General features: G+C 65.4%; 16 protein-coding genes. 8 read left to right on the top strand and 8 right to left on the bottom strand.

The window, feature by feature from the left end; all coding sequences use genetic code 11:
- Window positions 1–349 precede the first annotated feature (349 nt).
- On the bottom strand, window positions 350–1423 hold the full coding sequence (ychF, locus tag M2390_RS03135) for a redox-regulated ATPase YchF (protein ID WP_121687104.1): 1074 nt from the start codon (window positions 1421–1423) through the stop codon (window positions 350–352).
- 142 nt (window positions 1424–1565) lie between these two features.
- Between ychF and M2390_RS03130 the strand changes: the two genes are divergently transcribed.
- Together M2390_RS03130 and rmuC are read left to right on the top strand one after the other, a co-directional pair.
- Complete coding sequence (locus tag M2390_RS03130; protein WP_259176994.1) at window positions 1566–2345, top strand: GntR family transcriptional regulator; 780 nt, start codon at window positions 1566–1568, stop codon at window positions 2343–2345.
- A 195-nt stretch (window positions 2346–2540) separates the two neighbouring features.
- The gene (gene rmuC / locus M2390_RS03125; RefSeq protein ID WP_259176992.1) at window positions 2541–3995 is read left to right on the top strand and encodes a DNA recombination protein RmuC; all 1455 of its coding nucleotides are present in this window, start codon (window positions 2541–2543) and stop codon (window positions 3993–3995) included.
- Between the two features lie 82 nt (window positions 3996–4077).
- Here rmuC and glpX read toward each other — a convergent pair whose 3' ends face one another.
- Window positions 4078–5064 carry a class II fructose-bisphosphatase gene (glpX, locus tag M2390_RS03120; protein WP_030148460.1) on the bottom strand — a complete coding sequence of 329 codons (987 nt, stop codon included), beginning with the start codon at window positions 5062–5064 and terminating at the stop codon, window positions 4078–4080.
- Window positions 5065–5189: 125 nt separating this feature from the next.
- A complete protein-coding gene (locus tag M2390_RS03115; protein WP_259176989.1) occupies window positions 5190–6209 on the bottom strand; it encodes a fructose-bisphosphatase class II family protein in 1020 nt (339 codons plus the stop codon).
- 185 nt (window positions 6210–6394) lie between these two features.
- On the opposite strand from M2390_RS03115, the gene fbaA reads away from it, so the two are divergent.
- On the top strand, window positions 6395–7423 hold the full coding sequence (fbaA, locus tag M2390_RS03110; RefSeq protein WP_121687108.1) for a class II fructose-bisphosphate aldolase: 1029 nt from the start codon (window positions 6395–6397) through the stop codon (window positions 7421–7423).
- A 63-nt stretch (window positions 7424–7486) separates the two neighbouring features.
- Here fbaA and M2390_RS03105 read toward each other — a convergent pair whose 3' ends face one another.
- The gene (locus M2390_RS03105; RefSeq protein ID WP_259176988.1) at window positions 7487–8689 is read right to left on the bottom strand and encodes a DUF6264 family protein; all 1203 of its coding nucleotides are present in this window, start codon (window positions 8687–8689) and stop codon (window positions 7487–7489) included.
- 29 nt (window positions 8690–8718) lie between these two features.
- Window positions 8719–9753 carry a 4-hydroxy-3-methylbut-2-enyl diphosphate reductase gene (locus tag M2390_RS03100; RefSeq protein WP_259177366.1) on the bottom strand — a complete coding sequence of 345 codons (1035 nt, stop codon included), beginning with the start codon at window positions 9751–9753 and terminating at the stop codon, window positions 8719–8721.
- Between the two features lie 77 nt (window positions 9754–9830).
- Here M2390_RS03100 and xseA point away from each other — a divergent pair, with 77 nt between their 5' ends.
- The 5 genes from xseA (at window position 9831) to M2390_RS03075 (ending at window position 14185) form a co-directional block, all read left to right on the top strand.
- A complete protein-coding gene (xseA, locus tag M2390_RS03095; RefSeq protein WP_030148456.1) occupies window positions 9831–11057 on the top strand; it encodes an exodeoxyribonuclease VII large subunit in 1227 nt (408 codons plus the stop codon).
- 107 nt (window positions 11058–11164) lie between these two features.
- On the top strand, window positions 11165–11425 hold the full coding sequence (locus tag M2390_RS03090) for an exodeoxyribonuclease VII small subunit (RefSeq protein ID WP_121687112.1): 261 nt from the start codon (window positions 11165–11167) through the stop codon (window positions 11423–11425).
- Between the two features lie 2 nt (window positions 11426–11427).
- A complete protein-coding gene (locus tag M2390_RS03085; RefSeq protein ID WP_259176985.1) occupies window positions 11428–12081 on the top strand; it encodes a DUF4245 domain-containing protein in 654 nt (217 codons plus the stop codon).
- Complete coding sequence (locus tag M2390_RS03080) at window positions 12081–12752, top strand: carbonic anhydrase (protein WP_030148453.1); 672 nt, start codon at window positions 12081–12083, stop codon at window positions 12750–12752. Before M2390_RS03085 ends, M2390_RS03080 begins: the two co-directional genes overlap by 1 nt.
- Window positions 12753–12781: 29 nt before the next feature.
- Complete coding sequence (locus M2390_RS03075; RefSeq protein WP_259176984.1) at window positions 12782–14185, top strand: aspartate ammonia-lyase; 1404 nt, start codon at window positions 12782–12784, stop codon at window positions 14183–14185.
- 91 nt (window positions 14186–14276) lie between these two features.
- Here the strand turns inward: M2390_RS03075 and M2390_RS03070 are convergent, their stop codons facing one another.
- From M2390_RS03070 to M2390_RS03060, 3 genes are all read right to left on the bottom strand, one after another.
- The gene (locus M2390_RS03070) at window positions 14277–15080 is read right to left on the bottom strand and encodes a hypothetical protein (protein ID WP_259176983.1); all 804 of its coding nucleotides are present in this window, start codon (window positions 15078–15080) and stop codon (window positions 14277–14279) included.
- A gap of 98 nt (window positions 15081–15178) precedes the next feature.
- A complete protein-coding gene (locus M2390_RS03065; RefSeq protein WP_259176982.1) occupies window positions 15179–15850 on the bottom strand; it encodes an SIMPL domain-containing protein in 672 nt (223 codons plus the stop codon).
- A 90-nt stretch (window positions 15851–15940) separates the two neighbouring features.
- On the bottom strand, window positions 15941–16729 hold the full coding sequence (locus tag M2390_RS03060) for an isoprenyl transferase (RefSeq protein ID WP_259176981.1): 789 nt from the start codon (window positions 16727–16729) through the stop codon (window positions 15941–15943).
- Between the last annotated feature and the right edge of the window lie 41 nt (window positions 16730–16770).

Raw genomic sequence — 16770 nt, 5'->3', positions numbered from 1 at the left:
CCGAGGCTATTCCCCCGATGGCCAGGGCCGCTAAGACCGCAACGAGAATGGCACACACCAGCACAATTAGGCCCACAAACAGGGCGCTGCCAAACGCCCCCATCGCGCGCGCGACTCGTTTTCCGCGCGGCAACGTCACCGCTTGGGAATCGGATTGACCCTCTGACATCACATCCCTACCGGGGGTAAAATCTACGAACGTTACATGCTACCGAGGTTCTCGCGATGCCAGTGGGGTTTCCGATGACGATCAGGATACCCATCCGCAGCACCCGCTTTCAGGGGCGTGGCCAAGCCCATAAAAACGGTCCGCCTCCCGAGGGAAGCGGACCGTGTGCAGAAAGTGAGTCTAAACGTTGAAGCGGAACTCCACCACGTCGCCATCCTGCATGACGTATTCCTTGCCCTCCATGCGGGCCTTGCCCTTGGAGCGGGCCTCTGCGACCGAACCGGTCTCCACCAGGTCGGCGAACGAGATGATCTCGGCCTTGATGAAGCCACGCTCGAAGTCGGTGTGGATCACACCGGCGGCCTGCGGGGCCTTGGCACCCTTGGGGATGGTCCAGGCGCGCGACTCCTTGGGACCCGCGGTCAGGTAGGTCTGCAGGCCCAGGGTGTCGAAACCGATGCGGGCGAGCTGGTCGAGACCGGACTCGGTCTGACCGGTCGAGGACAGCAGCTCGGCGGCGTCCTCCTCGTCCAGGTCGATCAGCTCGGACTCCAGTTTGGCATCCAGGAAGATCGCCTGTGCGGGGGCCACCAGGGCGGCCAGCTCGGCGCGCTTCTCGTCGCTCTGCAGGACCTCCTCATCCACGTTGAACACGTAGATGAAGGGCTTGCCGGTGAGCAGACCGAGCTCGCGCACGGGCTCCAGGTCGATCTTGGTGGCGGAGAGCGGGGTTCCGGCGTTCAGCGCGGCGAGCACCTCGTTGGCGGTCTCCAGGGCCGCGGGATCGATGCGCTTGCCCTTGACCTCCTTCTCCAGACGCGGGATGGCCTTCTCAACCGTCTGCAGGTCCGCGAGGATCAGCTCGGTGTTGATGGTCTCCATGTCGCCGGCCGGGTTGACCTTGCCGTCCACGTGCACCACGTCGGAGTCGGCGAATCCACGCACCACCTGGGCGATCGCGTCGGCCTCACGAATGTTTGCCAAGAACTGGTTTCCCAGCCCCTCACCCTCACTCGCTCCGCGCACGATGCCCGCGATGTCCACGAAGGAGACCGCGGCGGGCAGGATCTTCTCACTGCCGAAGATCTCGGCCAGCTTGGTCAGGCGCACGTCAGGAAGGTTCACCACCCCGACGTTGGGCTCGATCGTCGCGAACGGGTAGTTCGCCGCGAGCACCTGGTTCTTGGTCAGGGCGTTAAACAGGGTTGACTTGCCAACGTTGGGCAGTCCGACAATTCCGATAGTGAGGGCCACGAGGATCTATCGTACCCGGCCAGATGGACCGGGGCCAGCCGAGCGCGCGCGGCGAACGTTCTGGGCATCCGTTATTCTCACACGCTGCGTTGTTAGCCTGCGCTTCATATGCTCGCCCACACCGGGAAATCTGAGGTAACTCATGCAGGCACCTAGCCGGAACATCACGCCCCTTTCGCTCGACCTTGCCCGAGGCCGAGACGTTCCGCTCTATCGACAACTCGCCGATCAACTTCGCGATGCCATCACCGACGGAACGCTGCCCCCGGGAAGCAGACTCGACAACGAGATTGTGTTGGCACACCGACTGGGTATTTCCCGACCGACCGTACGGCGCGCGATCCAGGAGGTTGTCGCAGAGGGCCTGCTCGCTCGGCGACGCGGTGTGGGCACACGCGTCGCGCACAGGCGTATCCGGACCGCAATCGAGCCGCTGGGCATCGTCGAGTCGCTTGAGCGCGACGGACACCGCCCCGACAGCGAGGTTCTCGAGCAACGCACGATACCCGCCTCGGCGCTGATTGCCACCCTCCTGGAACGTGCGGACGGCACGCCGGTGCACCATTTCCGCAGGCTTCTGAGCAGCAATCAGGCACCATTTGCGGTCCTCACAAACCATGTGCCCGCCGACCTCAATGTTCCCGGCTTCCACCGGCTGAAGGACACCGGTTCATACTCCCTTCTTCGTGCCGCGGGCATCCTCATTCACAGCGTCGACGAACGGCTCATCTCCCGTCAACCGACCTCGGCCGAGACCGGATTACTCAGTCTCGGCACGGACGGGGTTATCCTCGAGCGCACCCGGATATCGCGGGATTCCGCGGGCCGACCGGTCAGCGTGGGCATCCACGCATTTCGAGGGGATCTGATCGCCATCGGCGTCTCCGCCGCCGGTGTCTCCGCCGCCGGAGAGCGTCGCTAGCCCAGCATCGCTAGCCGAGCGTCCGTGGCCGAGCGTCCGTGGCCGAGCGTCCGTGGCCGAGCGTCGCTAGCCCAGCATCGCTAACCGAGCCAGGAGTCGTGTCGGGTTTCCTCCACAAGCGGCGTCCGCAGCTCAGTTATCCCCAGTTACTCGACCTCAGCCGAGCCTGTCGGCGGTGTCGGGCACACTTGGGGTATGGACTCACTACTCCCACTCATCATCGGCCTCGTGCTGGGCCTCGTGCTCGGCGCGGTCCTTGGCGGCGTGTTCGGCGGCCTGACCGCACAGCGCCGTGCAAGCTCGGCACTGCGCGCGGCGGAGGTTCGTGCCGATGCTGCCCGCGCCGAAGTTGAGGTCTTGACGGCGCAGCATTCCGCCGAGTTGATGTCCCAGGGTGCACGAGAATCCGAAATTCGCGGCACGCTGCGTGCAGAGCTAGCCGCTCTCGAGGCGACCACGGCAGAGCTACGTGATCAGATCGACGCCCAGCGTCGGTTTGCCGCCGACCAGGAGCGACGTCGTGAGGAAGAGGCCACGAATCGGCGAGCACGAGAGTCCCAGGATGCGCGGGTTCTCGAGGCGCTGGCTCCCGTGGCCGAAACCCTGCGCACGATGCAGACGGCCGTCTCGGCGATCGAGAACCAGCGAAGCCTCCAACACGGAGAACTCAGCGCCCAGCTCCGAGCGGCCACGGAGGCTGAGGAGCGGCTGCGCGCCACCACGGACACCCTGGCCGGTGCGCTGCGATCGAATAACGTTCGCGGCGTCTGGGGCGAGACCCAGCTGCGCAATGTGGTGGAAGCTGCGGGTCTGATCGAACGAGTGGACTTCAGCGTGCAATCCTCGGTGTCCACCGATGCGGGAGCCGGTCGCCCCGACATGGTGGTGCACCTGCCCGGGGGCAAGAACATCGCCGTGGATGCGAAGGTGCCCTTCAACGCATATCTGGAAGCCAGCGCGATTCCGGCCACCGCGACCGGTGCCGAGGCCGCCCGTCGCGATTCGCTTCTGCGTGATCATGTGAAGGCCGTGCGCGAGCATGTGACCGCCCTGGGCAATAAGACCTACTGGGAGGGCCTGCCCGCCTCCCCCGAGCTGGTCATCGCATTCATCCCCAGCGAGTCCCTGGTGTCTTCGGCGCTGGAAGCCGATCGCACCCTGCTCGACTTCGCGTTCTCCAAGCGGGTCGCGCTGGCATCTCCGGTGACGCTCTGGTCCGTGCTGAAAACCGTCGCGTTTAGCTGGCAGCAGGATGTACTCACCAAGGAAGCCACCGAACTCTTCGACCTGAGCCGAGAGCTCCACTCGCGTCTGGCCACCACCGCGACACGACTGCAGAAGCTGGGGCGCTCGATCGAACGCTCGGTGAAGGACTACAACGTGGTGATCGGATCCCTCGAACACCAGGTGCTGCCCAGCGCCCGCAAACTCGGCCGCATCGATAAAACCAAGATCATCGCCGACCTCACCCCGATTGAAGAGCCCCTGCGCGAGATCACCGATGTTGACCTGGTTGCCGGCCTTGAAGAAAGCCGCTCCCCCGCGTCCCCGGTCTCCTCCACTTCCCCGATCTCCTCCACTTCCCCAGCCTCCCTCACCCCGAATGAAACCGAAGCGGAACAGAATCAGGAGGAAACCTCTCAAGCCTAAACGGGCAGCAAAAAGCGGGCGCACCGCCATTGGTACGCCCGCAGCTCAGGACCCGCGTGTGGGCGGGTTGAGGATCAGCGGTTTAGCGCCACTTCTCCACCAGGTGGTCGGCCACGATCCGGCGGATCGTTCCCGACTTCGACCGCAACACGATGCTCTCCGTGCGGATGATCGGGCCGCGGTGCTGAACACCCGCGACCAGACCACCGTCGGTCACACCGGTTGCCACAAAGAACGTGTTGTCGCTGCGCACCAGCTCGTCCGCACCGTAGACATAGTCCATCTTCAGACCGGCCTCGATACCGCGCTGACGCTCGGCGTCGTCGCGGGGGTGCAGACGGCCCTGGATGTGGCCACCCAGCGCCTTGATCGCACACGCGGTCACGATACCCTCGGGGCTACCACCAGTGCCCAGGCACATGTCGATCCGGGTGCCATAGCGGGCGGCGTTGATACCGCCGGCCACGTCGCCGTCGAGCATCAGACGGGTACCCGCACCGGCGGCGCGAATCTCCTCGATCAGACCCTCATGACGCGGACGGTCCAGAACCGCGACGGTGATGTCCGAAACCGGAACCTTCTTCGCCTGAGCCAGCGCCTGAATGTTCTCGGCCACCGACTGACGAATGTCCACCACACCGATACCCTCGGGACCGGTCACAATCTTGTCCATGTAAAACACGGTCGACGCATCCAGCATCGAACCACGGTCGGCCACCGCAATGACAGACAGTGCATTCTGACGGCCAGCGGCGGTCAGGCTGGTTCCATCGATCGGATCCACGGCGATGTCCACCGCCGGGCCCTGTCCGTTGCCCACGCGTTCGCCATTGAACAGCATCGGGGCCTCGTCCTTCTCGCCCTCACCGATCACCACGGTGCCATCAAAGTTGACGGTGCCGAGGAACGCGCGCATCGCATCCACCGCGGCACCGTCGGCACCCAGCTTGTCGCCGCGACCGATATACGGTTCGGCACGAATCGCCGCGGCCTCCGTTGCCCTCACCAGCTCCAGTGCAAGATTTCGTCCGGGCTGCAAATACAGGGACTCGGTGGTGGGCTGACTCATGAAAAACGCTCCTCAACATCTGGGCAAGGCGAACCGTTCCACACTAACCCCGCGCCCACAAACACGCCGCGGCGTGTGGGCCAATCCTGCTGTTAAAAAGCTGTGTTCTTAACGAATCGAACGTTTTACGCGGGAATTTCAGTTCCCGACCACGACCAGATTCGTGCATCCTGACCACGCCCCTCGGCCGCGCGCAGCGGCGCACCGGGCACAATCAGGCACTCGGTGACCGCGCTCACCAGGATCGCCGCCCGTCCCCCACACAGCCGGTCAAGACCCAGCAGCTCGTCCAGGTTGATGCCCGCGGCCTCGATCCGGGTACGCTCCGACCGCGACTGCGGCGCGAACCGGGCCTGCATCGAACCACCCAGCGCCCGCACGGCGGCGGCAACCACCAGGCCCTCGGGGGCTCCACCGATCCCGGCAACCAGGTCCAGATCCGCATCCGGCTGCAACACACGAAGCGATCGCTCGACCTCACCGTGCTCAAAGAAGTCGCAGCGCACTCCGGCCTCGCGGGCAATCCGCATCAGCTCGGCGTTACGCGGACGATCCTGAATCGCCACGTGCAGCTCCTCGACCGGGACGCCGCGGTGGGCGGCGATGTCGGCGAGGGTCTGCTCAAAGGGCGCATCCAGACTCACCTCGGGCGCACGCGCGCCCGCCACAATCTTCGACAGGTAGTAGGCCGGACCGATATTCGCAAACGAGCCGGGCTCGGCAACACCCAGCACCACCATCGCGCCGGGCTCGCCGGCCGCTGCCAGGCGGGTCCCGTCCACCGGATCCACGGCGATCTCCACCGCCGGGCCGCCGGTTCCGAAGGTTTCCCCGGCCGCGAGCATCGGGGCCTCGTCCTTCTCGCCCTCCCCGGCAATGACCACGCCGGAAAGCGCGAGCGTGTCCAGCTCGGCGCGCAGCGCGTGCACGGCGGCACCGTCCACGGCGAGCGGATCGCCGGCTCCCACGTGGTCCGCGGCCGCGGTGGCCGCCGCAACGGTTGCCAAACGCAATCCGCGTAGGGTCTCGGCACCGGGCCATCCCACGGGCTTCGCGGGCTTAGGCTTTGCCGAACGCGGTGCCGGAGAACCGGCGGGACGGAAGAACGCGGACCCCGGGCGCGGCCCGGTCGAAGAGTCACTCATACCCTCAATTGTGCCCGACGATGGGATCGATCCGCACGGACGTGCACCCAACGAGCCCCGGTGCCGGTCCGCATCCGACACCGCATCCGGCACTCCAGACGTATCCGCACGATTTACCGAGACATCCGTGAAGCCCGGTCGGTAGACTCGAAGTGTTCCCTGCAGACATTCCTTAAGGAGAAGTAATGCCTATCGCAACCCCCGAGCAGTACGCACGGATGCTTGACAACGCCAAGGAGAACGCATTCGCTTTCCCGGCGTTCAACGTGTCGTCATCGCAGACCATTCACGCAGTACTTCAGGGACTCACCGAGGCTGGCTCCGACGGCATCATCCAGGTCACCACCGGTGGTGCCGACTACTTCGCCGGCCACACCGTGAAGAACCGCGCCTCCGGTGCCCTCGCCTTCGCCAAGTTTGTGCACGCGATCGCCGACAACTACCCGATCACCGTGGCCCTGCACACCGACCACTGCCCCAAGAACGCGCTGGACGACTTTGTGTACCCGCTGATCGCCGCCTCCGAAGAAGAGGTCAAGGCCGGTCGCAACCCGATCTTCCAGTCCCACATGTGGGACGGCTCGGCCGTGCCGCTGGGTGAGAACCTGGAGATCGCCAAGGAGATCATCAAGAAGACCAAGAACATCAACGCCATCCTCGAGGTAGAGATCGGTGTTGTTGGTGGCGAGGAGGACGGTGTCAGCCACGACATCAACGAGCACCTCTACACCACCCTCGAAGACGCCATCCAGACCGTCGAGGCCCTGGGCCTGGGCGAACAGGGCCGCTACATGGCTGCGCTGACCTTCGGCAACGTGCACGGTGTGTACAAGCCGGGTAACGTGCAGCTGCAGCCGGGTCTGCTCAAGGAAATCCAGGAGGGTCTGGCCGCCAAGTACGGCACCGCCGCCAAGCCGCTGGACCTCGTCTTCCACGGTGGATCGGGTTCGACCGACGCCGAGATCAGCGAGGCCGTCGCCAACGGTGTCATCAAGATGAACATCGACACCGACACCCAGTACGCGTTCAGCCGCGCCATCGCCGACAACGTACTGCGCAACTACGACAGCTTCCTCAAGGTTGACGGTGAGGTCGGAAACAAGAAGGTCTACGACCCCCGCGCCTGGGGCAAGATCGCCGAAACCGCCATGGCCGCCCGCGTCATCGAGTCGACCCGTCAGCTCGGTTCGCACGGTAAGTCGCTGACCATCTAGGTTCGCCCAACACAAAACCCCGGTGATGTTCTTCATCACCGGGGTTTTTATGTGTCAAAATCGCTACGGCTGGAACCGACGCACATACTCCTGGAAGGCCGGATCGTTACCCATGACCGGGGCCAGGATCATGCTCATCACCAGGAGGGCGACCACGGCCCCGAGCAGCGGAATCCACCACGAGGACTTACCCGCCCGGATCCGGCGCATCGTCCACCAGGCCGACAGGCACCACACGGCGATCATGATCGCCGCCATCACCCATCCCGATACGTTGATCGACTGCCCCAGCGAGTCACCCGAGATGCCGAGCTCCTTGAAGTACTCAACAAACGCCTCGCGCAGGTTGAGCAGCGCGGGAACGCTGGTCAGAATCGAGAATGCACCAAACGCCAGCAGAATCAGCGAGATGAAACGGTCCGGCGGGGCCTGTACGGGCAGCCCGTCGTTTGCGCGACCGGCGGCGGGGCGCTTGGGCGCTCCACCCGACGGCGCGCCCGCACGGCTCACACCATTACCGACCTGCGAACCTGCTCGTGCATCCGACGGTGCCGAGGTCTGGGAGGCCGGCCGGTTTCCCACGGTCACGCCGCTGAAGGATCCCGCGGCGTAGCGAGGAATGCCGTCGGCGGGGGCTGCGGGTGTCGAGGATGCCTGCGCATACACCGGGGCGTCCGTGGTGCGCTCACCGTATTCGGGCGGCGGCAGCTGAGATGCGGCCACACGCTCACCGTACTCGGGCGGCGGCAGCTGGGACGCGGCCACACGCTCGCCATATTCGGGCGGCGGTAGCTGTGAGGCAGCCACACGCTCGCCTGCGGCGGGGGCAGCCGAGGGTGAGGCAGGGGCCTGCTGCGGCGCATCCGCCGGATCCACTCGCTCGCCGTACGTGGGGCGACGCGGCTCGGCACGCGTGGGCGAACCGTCTGCGGCGGCGGACTCGGGATACTCGGAGCCTGCCGGGGCCGCACCTTCGGTCACCCGTTCGCCATAACGCGGTGCGGAGGATGCCGGGGCGGTGGGCACTGCGGGTGCCGACGCAGACGAGGCTGAATCGGATGCCTTCGGCTCAGAGACGGATTCCGGATCTGCAGGGGCGCTCGCAGCCGCGTCACCATCCCCCTCCTCAACCCGCTCGCCAAACGACGGACGGCGCGGGGGCTGATTGACGGCGGGGACCGACGCCTTTTCGGCGTCGGGCCCGTTCATCTGATCGCGTTGCTCCTCGGGAGTCGCGAATTCACCAAAACGGGGTTGCGGGGTCATCGTTGCCTCTCGAACAGCTCAAACGGAATTTAGGAGGAGCGACGGCCACCCAGGGCGCGCTCGTCACGGTTGCCCTCGAGGTCCTTGCGGAGCTCCTTGGGCAGGGAGAACATGAGGTCTTCCTCGGCGGTCTTGACCTCCTGGACGTCACCGTATCCGGCACCGGCGAGGTCCCGCAGGACCTCATCCACCAGTACCTCGGGCACCGAGGCGCCACTGGTCACACCCACGGTCTGCACGCCATCGAGCCACTCCTGCTTGATTTCGCTGGAGTAGTCGACCCGGTAGGCGGCCTTCGCGCCGTATTCCAGGGCAACCTCAACCAGACGAACCGAGTTGGAGGAGTTGGCCGAACCGACCACGATCACCAGGTCCGCACCGACGGCGACCTTCTTGATCGCCACCTGACGGTTCTGGGTGGCATAGCAAATGTCGTCCGAGGGCGGGTTCTTCAGGTTCGGGAAGCGCTCGCGCAGCAGGCGCACGGTCTCCATGGTCTCGTCCACGCTGAGGGTGGTCTGCGAGAGCCACACCACGTTGTCGGGGTCCTTGACGGTGATCTTGTCCACGTCTTCGGGACCGTTCACGATGGTGGTGCGCTCGGGGGCGTGCCCGGCGGTACCCTCAACCTCTTCGTGTCCCTCGTGGCCGATCAGCAGGATTTCCTGATCCGCCCGGGCAAACCGGACGGCCTCGCGGTGCACCTTGGTGACCAGCGGGCAGGTGGCGTCGATGGCCTGCAGGTGACGGTCGGCCGCCGCATTCACCACAGCCGGGGAAACGCCATGCGCGGAAAACACGATGTGCGAACCCTCGGGAACCTCGTCCACCTCGTCCACAAAGATGGCACCCTGAGCTTCAAGCTCGGAGACCACGTGGACGTTGTGCACGATCTGTTTACGCACGTAGACGGGCGCGCCGTAGAGGTTCAGCGCCTTCTCAACCGCAATAACGGCGCGGTCAACACCGGCGCAGTAGCCGCGCGGGGCGGCCAGCAGCACACGTTTGGGTCCGGCGACCGGGTTATCCTGGAGTCGGCTTGAAGCACCGGGGATCCTCGGCATCGGCAGGCTAATCGTCGTGTTACTCACGTCACCAATTGTAAGCCGAGTCGCTGGACTCCGAGTGAGAGGATTGCCGGATGGCCGTTTCTATGCCCGCACAGCCCGCTACTGCGGAGGATCCGTGGCCGATTGCGCTCTTGGGGAACAAGATTCGCGACTACATCGACCGGCTCGGCACGGTGTGGGTTGAGGGCGAGATTACCCAGTGGGGACAGTCCGGCGGCAACGTCTACGGCAAGCTCAAGGATCTGAACGCCGACGCGACCATTTCCTTCACCATCTGGTCCTCGGTTCGAGCGAAGTTGCCCGAGAACCTCAAGCAGGGCGACCGGGTGGTTGCGCTGATCAAGGCTAATTTCTGGGTTAAGGGCGGCAGCCTGACGATGCAGGTGATGCAGATGCGCCACGTCGGTCTGGGTGACCTGCTCGAGCGGCTCGAACGCCTGCGTGCGAGCCTCACCGCCGAGGGTCTGTTCGCTCCCGAGCGCAAGAAGCGACTGCCCTTCCTCCCGAACGTGATCGGACTGGTCACCGGCAAGGACTCCGACGCCGAGAAAGACGTGCTGCGCAATGCCCAGCTGCGTTGGCCGGCCGTGCAGTTCCGGGTGCGTCACGCCGCGGTTCAGGGTGATCGCACCGTGGGCGAGGTGGTTGCCGCGATCGAGGCGCTGGATGCCGACCCCGAGGTGGACGTGATCATCGTCGCCCGCGGTGGTGGCGACTTCCAGAATCTCCTGGGATTCAGCGACGAGCGTGTGGTGCGGGCGGCCGCGGCCGCGACCACTCCGATCGTCTCGGCGATCGGGCACGAGGCTGACCGTCCGCTGCTTGATGATGTTGCCGACCTCCGAGCCTCCACCCCCACCGATGCGGCCAAGCGGGTGGTGCCCGATGTGGGCGAGGAGCTTGCCGGGGTCGCCGAGGCGCGTTCGCGGCTGACCGGCCGCCTGGTGCACCAGATCAACACCGAGATTTCCCGGCTGGAGCAGATCCGAACCCGCCCGGCGCTGGCCGACGGGGCGTGGATCGTGACCTCCCGCAGTGAGGAGGTCACCCGCTATGTGGCGCGCGGTGCCGAGATGATCGATCGCCGAATCGAGCGCGCAGAGTCGGGACTGGCCGAGCTCACCGCGAGACTGCGCACCCTGTCCCCGCAGCAAACCCTGCGCCGCGGATACGCGATCGTGCAGACCCCGGACGGATCCGCACTGCGCGAGACCACCCAGGCGCCGACCGGTACCGATCTGCGGATCACCCTCGCCGAGGGTGTGCTGCACGCAACCGCGACAGAAACCGAGCGTTAGCCCGCCGGCGTCTCGGCGGGAGGACCCGCATGATTGCGGGAGAGTTCACCCGTTTCGCACCCAACCCGGGGAACGGGAGGTCGGTGCGGACGCGATAGGATGGCGGCATGTCTTCCAACCCCGAAATCGACGCCCTGAGCTATGAAGAGGCCCGTGACGAGCTGGTTCGGGTGGTGTCTGAACTCGAACAGGGTTCGGCAACACTCGAGCACTCGCTTGAGCTGTGGGAGCGCGGTGAGGCGCTGGCTGCCCGCTGCGAGCAGTGGCTGATCGGGGCCAAGGCCCGGCTGGATGCGGCCCGTGCCGCCTCGACCGCGAACGCCGATCACACCGGCGAGGTATCCGCTTCCGGCGAGGAGATCTTCTAACCGTGGCAAAAAAGAAGTCCACCGAGCCGCGGGTAGTTGCCGAGCTGGGTCGCCCGGAAACGCCCGAGGAAACCGCCGAGCGCAAGGCCACCCAGTCGCGCAACTATCGGATGCGCAAGACCGTGAACAACCTGGTCTACTCGTTGCTGGCCACCGTCGCGCTGGTCGCGGTCATGGTCATCATCGTGCCGCGCAGCGATAAGCCCACCGATCGCTCGGTGGACTACACCGTGGTGGCCGGGCAGGTACAGGAGTCTCAGGATGCCCACCTGGCCAGCCCGAAGCTCCCCAAGACCTGGAGCGCGAACTACGCCGAGGTACGCTCGAAGACCTCGGTGAAGTCGTGGGAGATTGGTTTCCTGACCCCGGATCAGAAGTTCATCGGGATGGCCCAGGGCCTGAATGCGAACGACTCCTGGACCTCGCTGATGCTGAAGAACTCGGTGCCCACGGGCACCACCACGATCGATGGGGTCCAGTGGACCGTATACGACAACCGTGATTCACGGGATGACAAGATTGGAAACGTGCACTACGGCCTGGCTACCCAGGCTGGAAGCTCGTACTTTGTTCTGTTCGGGTCCGCCTCGAACGAGGAGTTCACCACCCTCGCGACCGCGCTGACTCCGGACATCGAGAAGGAGGCAAACCGCTAATGTCCACCATGACTCCGGGCCAGGCTTGGGCCGAAATGGTCGCCGGTAACGAACGCTTTGTGAGCGGTGAACCGCTGCACCCCCGCCAGGATGTGGAGCGCCGTCACCAGCTGGCCAGTGTGCAGACCCCCGATGCCGCACTGTTTGGCTGCTCGGACTCGCGTCTGTCCGCCGAGATTATTTTTGATAAGGGTCTGGGCGACCTGTTTGTGGTGCGTAACGCCGGACAGGTCATCTCCGATTCGGTGCTGGGCTCGCTGGAATACGCGGTGGGTGTGCTGAAGGTTCCGCTGATCGTGGTTCTCGGACACGACGCCTGTGGTGCGGTCCAGGCGGCGATTTCCTCCTGTGCCCCCGACGCCGAAACGCTGCCGCCGAACATTGCCGGTCTGATCCGCCAGATCGTGCCCTCGGTGGTCAAGGTCGCGGGAGTATCGGGAACCGAGATCTCTCACGCGGACCCGGCCGAGGTCGGAAAGAGTCATCTGCGCAGCACGGTGGCCGAACTCTTGACTCGTTCTGAGATGATTAATCGTGCGGTCGCCGAGGGAACCCTCGCGGTCGTCGGTGCCAACTACCGTCTGACGGAGGGCACAGCGGTTCCCGATGTGACATTGGGTAACCTGGATCCCACGGGTGCCACAAGCACCAAAACCCCGAACGCAGAGTAGCGTTCACACCTCGAGGAGAGCAGAACACCGTGTCTGAAAACGCATCCGCCGAATACCGCATCGAGCACGACACCATGGGTGAGGTTCGTGTGCCGATCTCCGCCCTGTATGGGGCGCAGACTCAGCGCGCGGTAGAGAACTTCCCGATTTCGGGCTCGCGTTTGGAAGCCGCCCAGGTGGTGGCCCTCGCCCGAATCAAGAAGGCTGCCGCCTCCGCGAATGCGTCGCTGGGTGTGCTGGATGGCAAGATTGCCGCGGCAATCGAGGACGCTGCCGATCAGATTATCGCCGGCCAGCACGCCGACCAGTTCCCGATCGATGTGTACCAGACCGGCTCGGGAACCTCCTCGAACATGAACATGAACGAGGTGCTGGCGACCCTGGCTACTCGCTCGCTGGGCTCCCCCGTTCACCCGAACGACCACGTGAATTGCTCGCAGTCCTCCAACGATGTCTTCCCGACCTCGGTGCACGTGGCCGTGACCGGTGCCCTGATCGAGCAGCTGGTGCCGGCCCTCGAGCACCTGGCCGTGTCGCTGGAGAAGAAGGCCGAGCTGTGGAAGGACGCGGTCAAGCCCGGCCGCACCCACCTCATGGACGCCACCCCGGTCACCCTGGGTCAGGAGTTTGGTGGGTACGCCCGTCAGATCCGCCTGGGTATCGAGCGGGTTCAGTCGGCTCTTCCGCGCGTGGCCGAGGTGCCCCTCGGTGGCACCGCGGTCGGCACCGGTATCAACACCCCGCTGGGCTTCCCGCAGGAGGTTATCCGCCGCCTCGCCGCCGACTCGGGCCTGCCGATCACCGAGGCCCTGGATCACTTCGAGGCCCAGGCTAACCGCGACGGTCTGGTGGATGCCTCGGGTGCACTGCGCACCATCGCCGTGAGCCTCACCAAGATCTGCAACGACCTGCGCTGGATGGGTTCGGGCCCGAACACCGGCCTGGGCGAGCTGCACATCCCCGACCTGCAGCCCGGCTCCTCGATCATGCCGGGTAAGGTCAACCCGGTAATCCCCGAGGCCGTGCTGATGGTGTGCTCGCGCGTCATCGGTAACGACGCTTCGATCGCGATCAGCGGCGCGTCCGGCAGCTTCGAGCTGAACGTTCAGATTCCGATCATGGGTACCGCCCTTCTGGAGTCGATTCGTCTGCTGTCCAACGCCTCGACGGTGCTGGCCGATAAGGCCGTGGATGGTCTCCAGGCCAACGTGGAGCGCGCCGCCGCTCTGGCGGGTATGTCGCCGTCGATCGTGACCCCGCTGAATAAGATCATCGGCTATGAGGCCGCCGCCAAGATTGCGAAGCACGCGGTCGCCGCGGGTATCACCGTCCGTGAGGCCGTTGTGGCCCTCGGGTTCGTGGAGCGCGGAGAGGTCTCCGAGGAGCAGCTGGATGCCGCCCTCGACCTGCTCTCGATGACCCACGCCGGCTAACCTCACACAGCAGCAGCCACCGCCGCCTCGGGCGGGCACCATGTGCCCCCCGAGGCGGCTTTTGTTGTGCGCCGGCCTCCCGCGCGCTGGCCTACATCGGAAGCCCCGTAATAACCAGCGTCAGCAGGGCGCCCCATAACCCGCCCAGTAACACCGGCCCGAGCGGAATCGTGCGGGCGAGAATCCCGCCGGAAGGTGTGTCCGGGTGCTCGGGAGCGATCGGGGGTGATGACCCTCGCCTTCTTCGAATCCGTTTCAGTGCGCGATGGCAGGAGATGACGATCGTGGCGAGCCCGCACAGCAGCGCAAACAGGCTCAGTGCTCCCACTGGGTCGGTGGTCAGCGCCAGCACGCCCAGACACACCGCCGCAAGCTTGCCATCGCCACCTCCCCAAAACCCCACCGCCGCCAGAGTGAGCGCCACGATCGCGAGGATGACAGCGGGGATCAGCTTCGCGAAGGCCTCCACCGGGCCGTCACGCGCCGAGGCTGCGACAACGTCCACGGGCCCCACGACGTTGGGCTCACGACCGACGGACCCAACGATGCTGGGGCCAAGATCGTTGGGCCCAAGACCGCCGGAAGCCACGGTGACTGCGTCGAAAATCACTCCCCCGACCAGCAGGAGTGCTGCCGGCACAATCAGCCGGTTGGGAAGCCTGCGCTCCCGCACATCGAGCCGGATCAGTCCGGGGGTAGTCAGCAGCAGCCAGAGCAGGCAGGGCCACAGCATGGCGGGAATCGGCACGGAGCCTGCGGTAACGAGGCTGACCGTGGGCACGATGGGTTCGGCGATGGTCAGGGGAAAGGGCACGTCAAAGGGGCCCGGATGCGGTGGCGCGAAGGGGACCGGGTAGTGGACACTGGCGAGGCGTGGGGTCGATGTGGTGAGCATGACCCCACGCTATGCTCGGGCGGTCAGCTCGAGGCTCGAGGGGTGGAAACGGTGGATAACCGGATCAGAGCGGGAGGTTGTGGAGGAAGGGGTTTGTTCTAGGCGCGGAAGTCCGCGGTGATTTCCGCCGACACCACAAACGGGCGCGGCGTCAGATCAAACCCGTTGTCGCCGCCGGCCATATCGGCCGAGGCCATCGCGAAAGAGCGAGCCTTGGGCCGAAACCCTCCGTCGGAGGCTCCCCCCGCAGGACGAAGTCCCGACTCGTATAGGGACTCGAGGACCGGAGTGCCTGCGCCGGCTGCCCGCGCGTACACGGCGGCCCGGGCAATCGCGTCGGCCACCGCGGCCGCACGCACCTCGGCGATCCGGTCCGCGCGATCCGCCTCGGCGATGTCCCAGTCCACCCCGCTCACCCGTACCAGGGGTTCGGCGGCCAGCCGGGTGACCCAGTCTGTCAGCGCGGCGAAATCTTGAAAGCGCAGGGCGAGACCCGCGCTGGCCTTTTGAATATCCGCACCGCGCTGCCCGTCGGGTCCCCAGAACGGGCTGGTTCCCACGGCCACCGACTGTGCATGCCACCGGGTCGTGGCACCCTGGTCGGCCAGCTGCTGCGCGGCCACCGTGAGCTCTGCATGGAGCCGGGACGCGCGTGCCACGACATCCGTGCGCTCGGACCCCTCAACCTCGATGGTGGCGCTGACCTCGGCACGCGAGGGCGGGTACTCCCGCTGTGCGAAACCGCCCACAACCACGCTGATTCCCGACATTCTGTCTCCTCCCGAGGACTCACGACATTCGCTATGCCGTGCTCGGAGACTACTATGCCGGAGGCGAATAACGCCAGGTACTCCCGGACGTTATCCGCCGTATCGACGCTGACGACGCGAGAAGTCTCGAACGGCACGGAGGAAGTCAACCTCACGCAGGTCCGGCCCCAGGGCCTCCACAAAATAGAACTCGCTGTGTGCACTCTGCCACAGCATAAAGTCGCTGAGCCGCTGCTCTCCCGAGGTGCGAATCACCAGGTCGGGATCCGGCTGACCGCCGGTGTAGAGGTGGGCACCGATCAGGTCGGGGGTGAGTAGCTCGGCAAGACCACTGATGGTTCCGCCGTTACTGCCCTCATAGTCCCGCACAATGGTGCGCATGGCCTCGACGATCTCGGAGCGTCCCCCGTAGCCCACCGCGAGGTTGATGTGCAGCCCGGAGCGGTCCTTGGTTGCCACTTCGGCATCGTGCAGGGCCGTGCGCAGCGATTCGGGGAGACCGGCGGTCGCGCCCACGTGCTGAACGCGCCAGTCTCGATAGCCGGCGAGGTCGCGGGCAAGGTCGGCGATGATCACGATCAGATCGCGCAGTTCCTCCGAGGAACGCTGGGTGAGGTTATCCGCCGAGAGCAAATACAGGGTGACGGTACGGATTCCCAGATCATCGCACCACTCGAGAAATTCCTGCATCTTTGCGGCACCCGCGCGATGTCCGTGGGCCACGGTCTCGAGCCCGAGCTGCTTCGCCCAGCGTCGATTTCCATCAATAATCATGGCCACGTGGTGCGGAAGCGTCTCGGGAGCCAGGTTTCGACGCAGCATCTTTTGATAGAGCGCGTAGAGGAGGCCACGTCCGGGTCGAGGTTCGCTATTCGTCACAGACCTACGGTAGTCCACATTTCCGTTCAGACGTATATTGG

Origin of the sequence: Mycetocola sp. BIGb0189 (genome assembly GCF_024810155.1) — a bacterium.
Lineage (GTDB): Bacteria > Actinomycetota > Actinomycetes > Actinomycetales > Microbacteriaceae > Mycetocola > Mycetocola lacteus.
The sequence above is the reverse complement of the archived record's forward strand: the minus strand, read 5'-3'. Positions and strand labels throughout refer to the sequence as shown.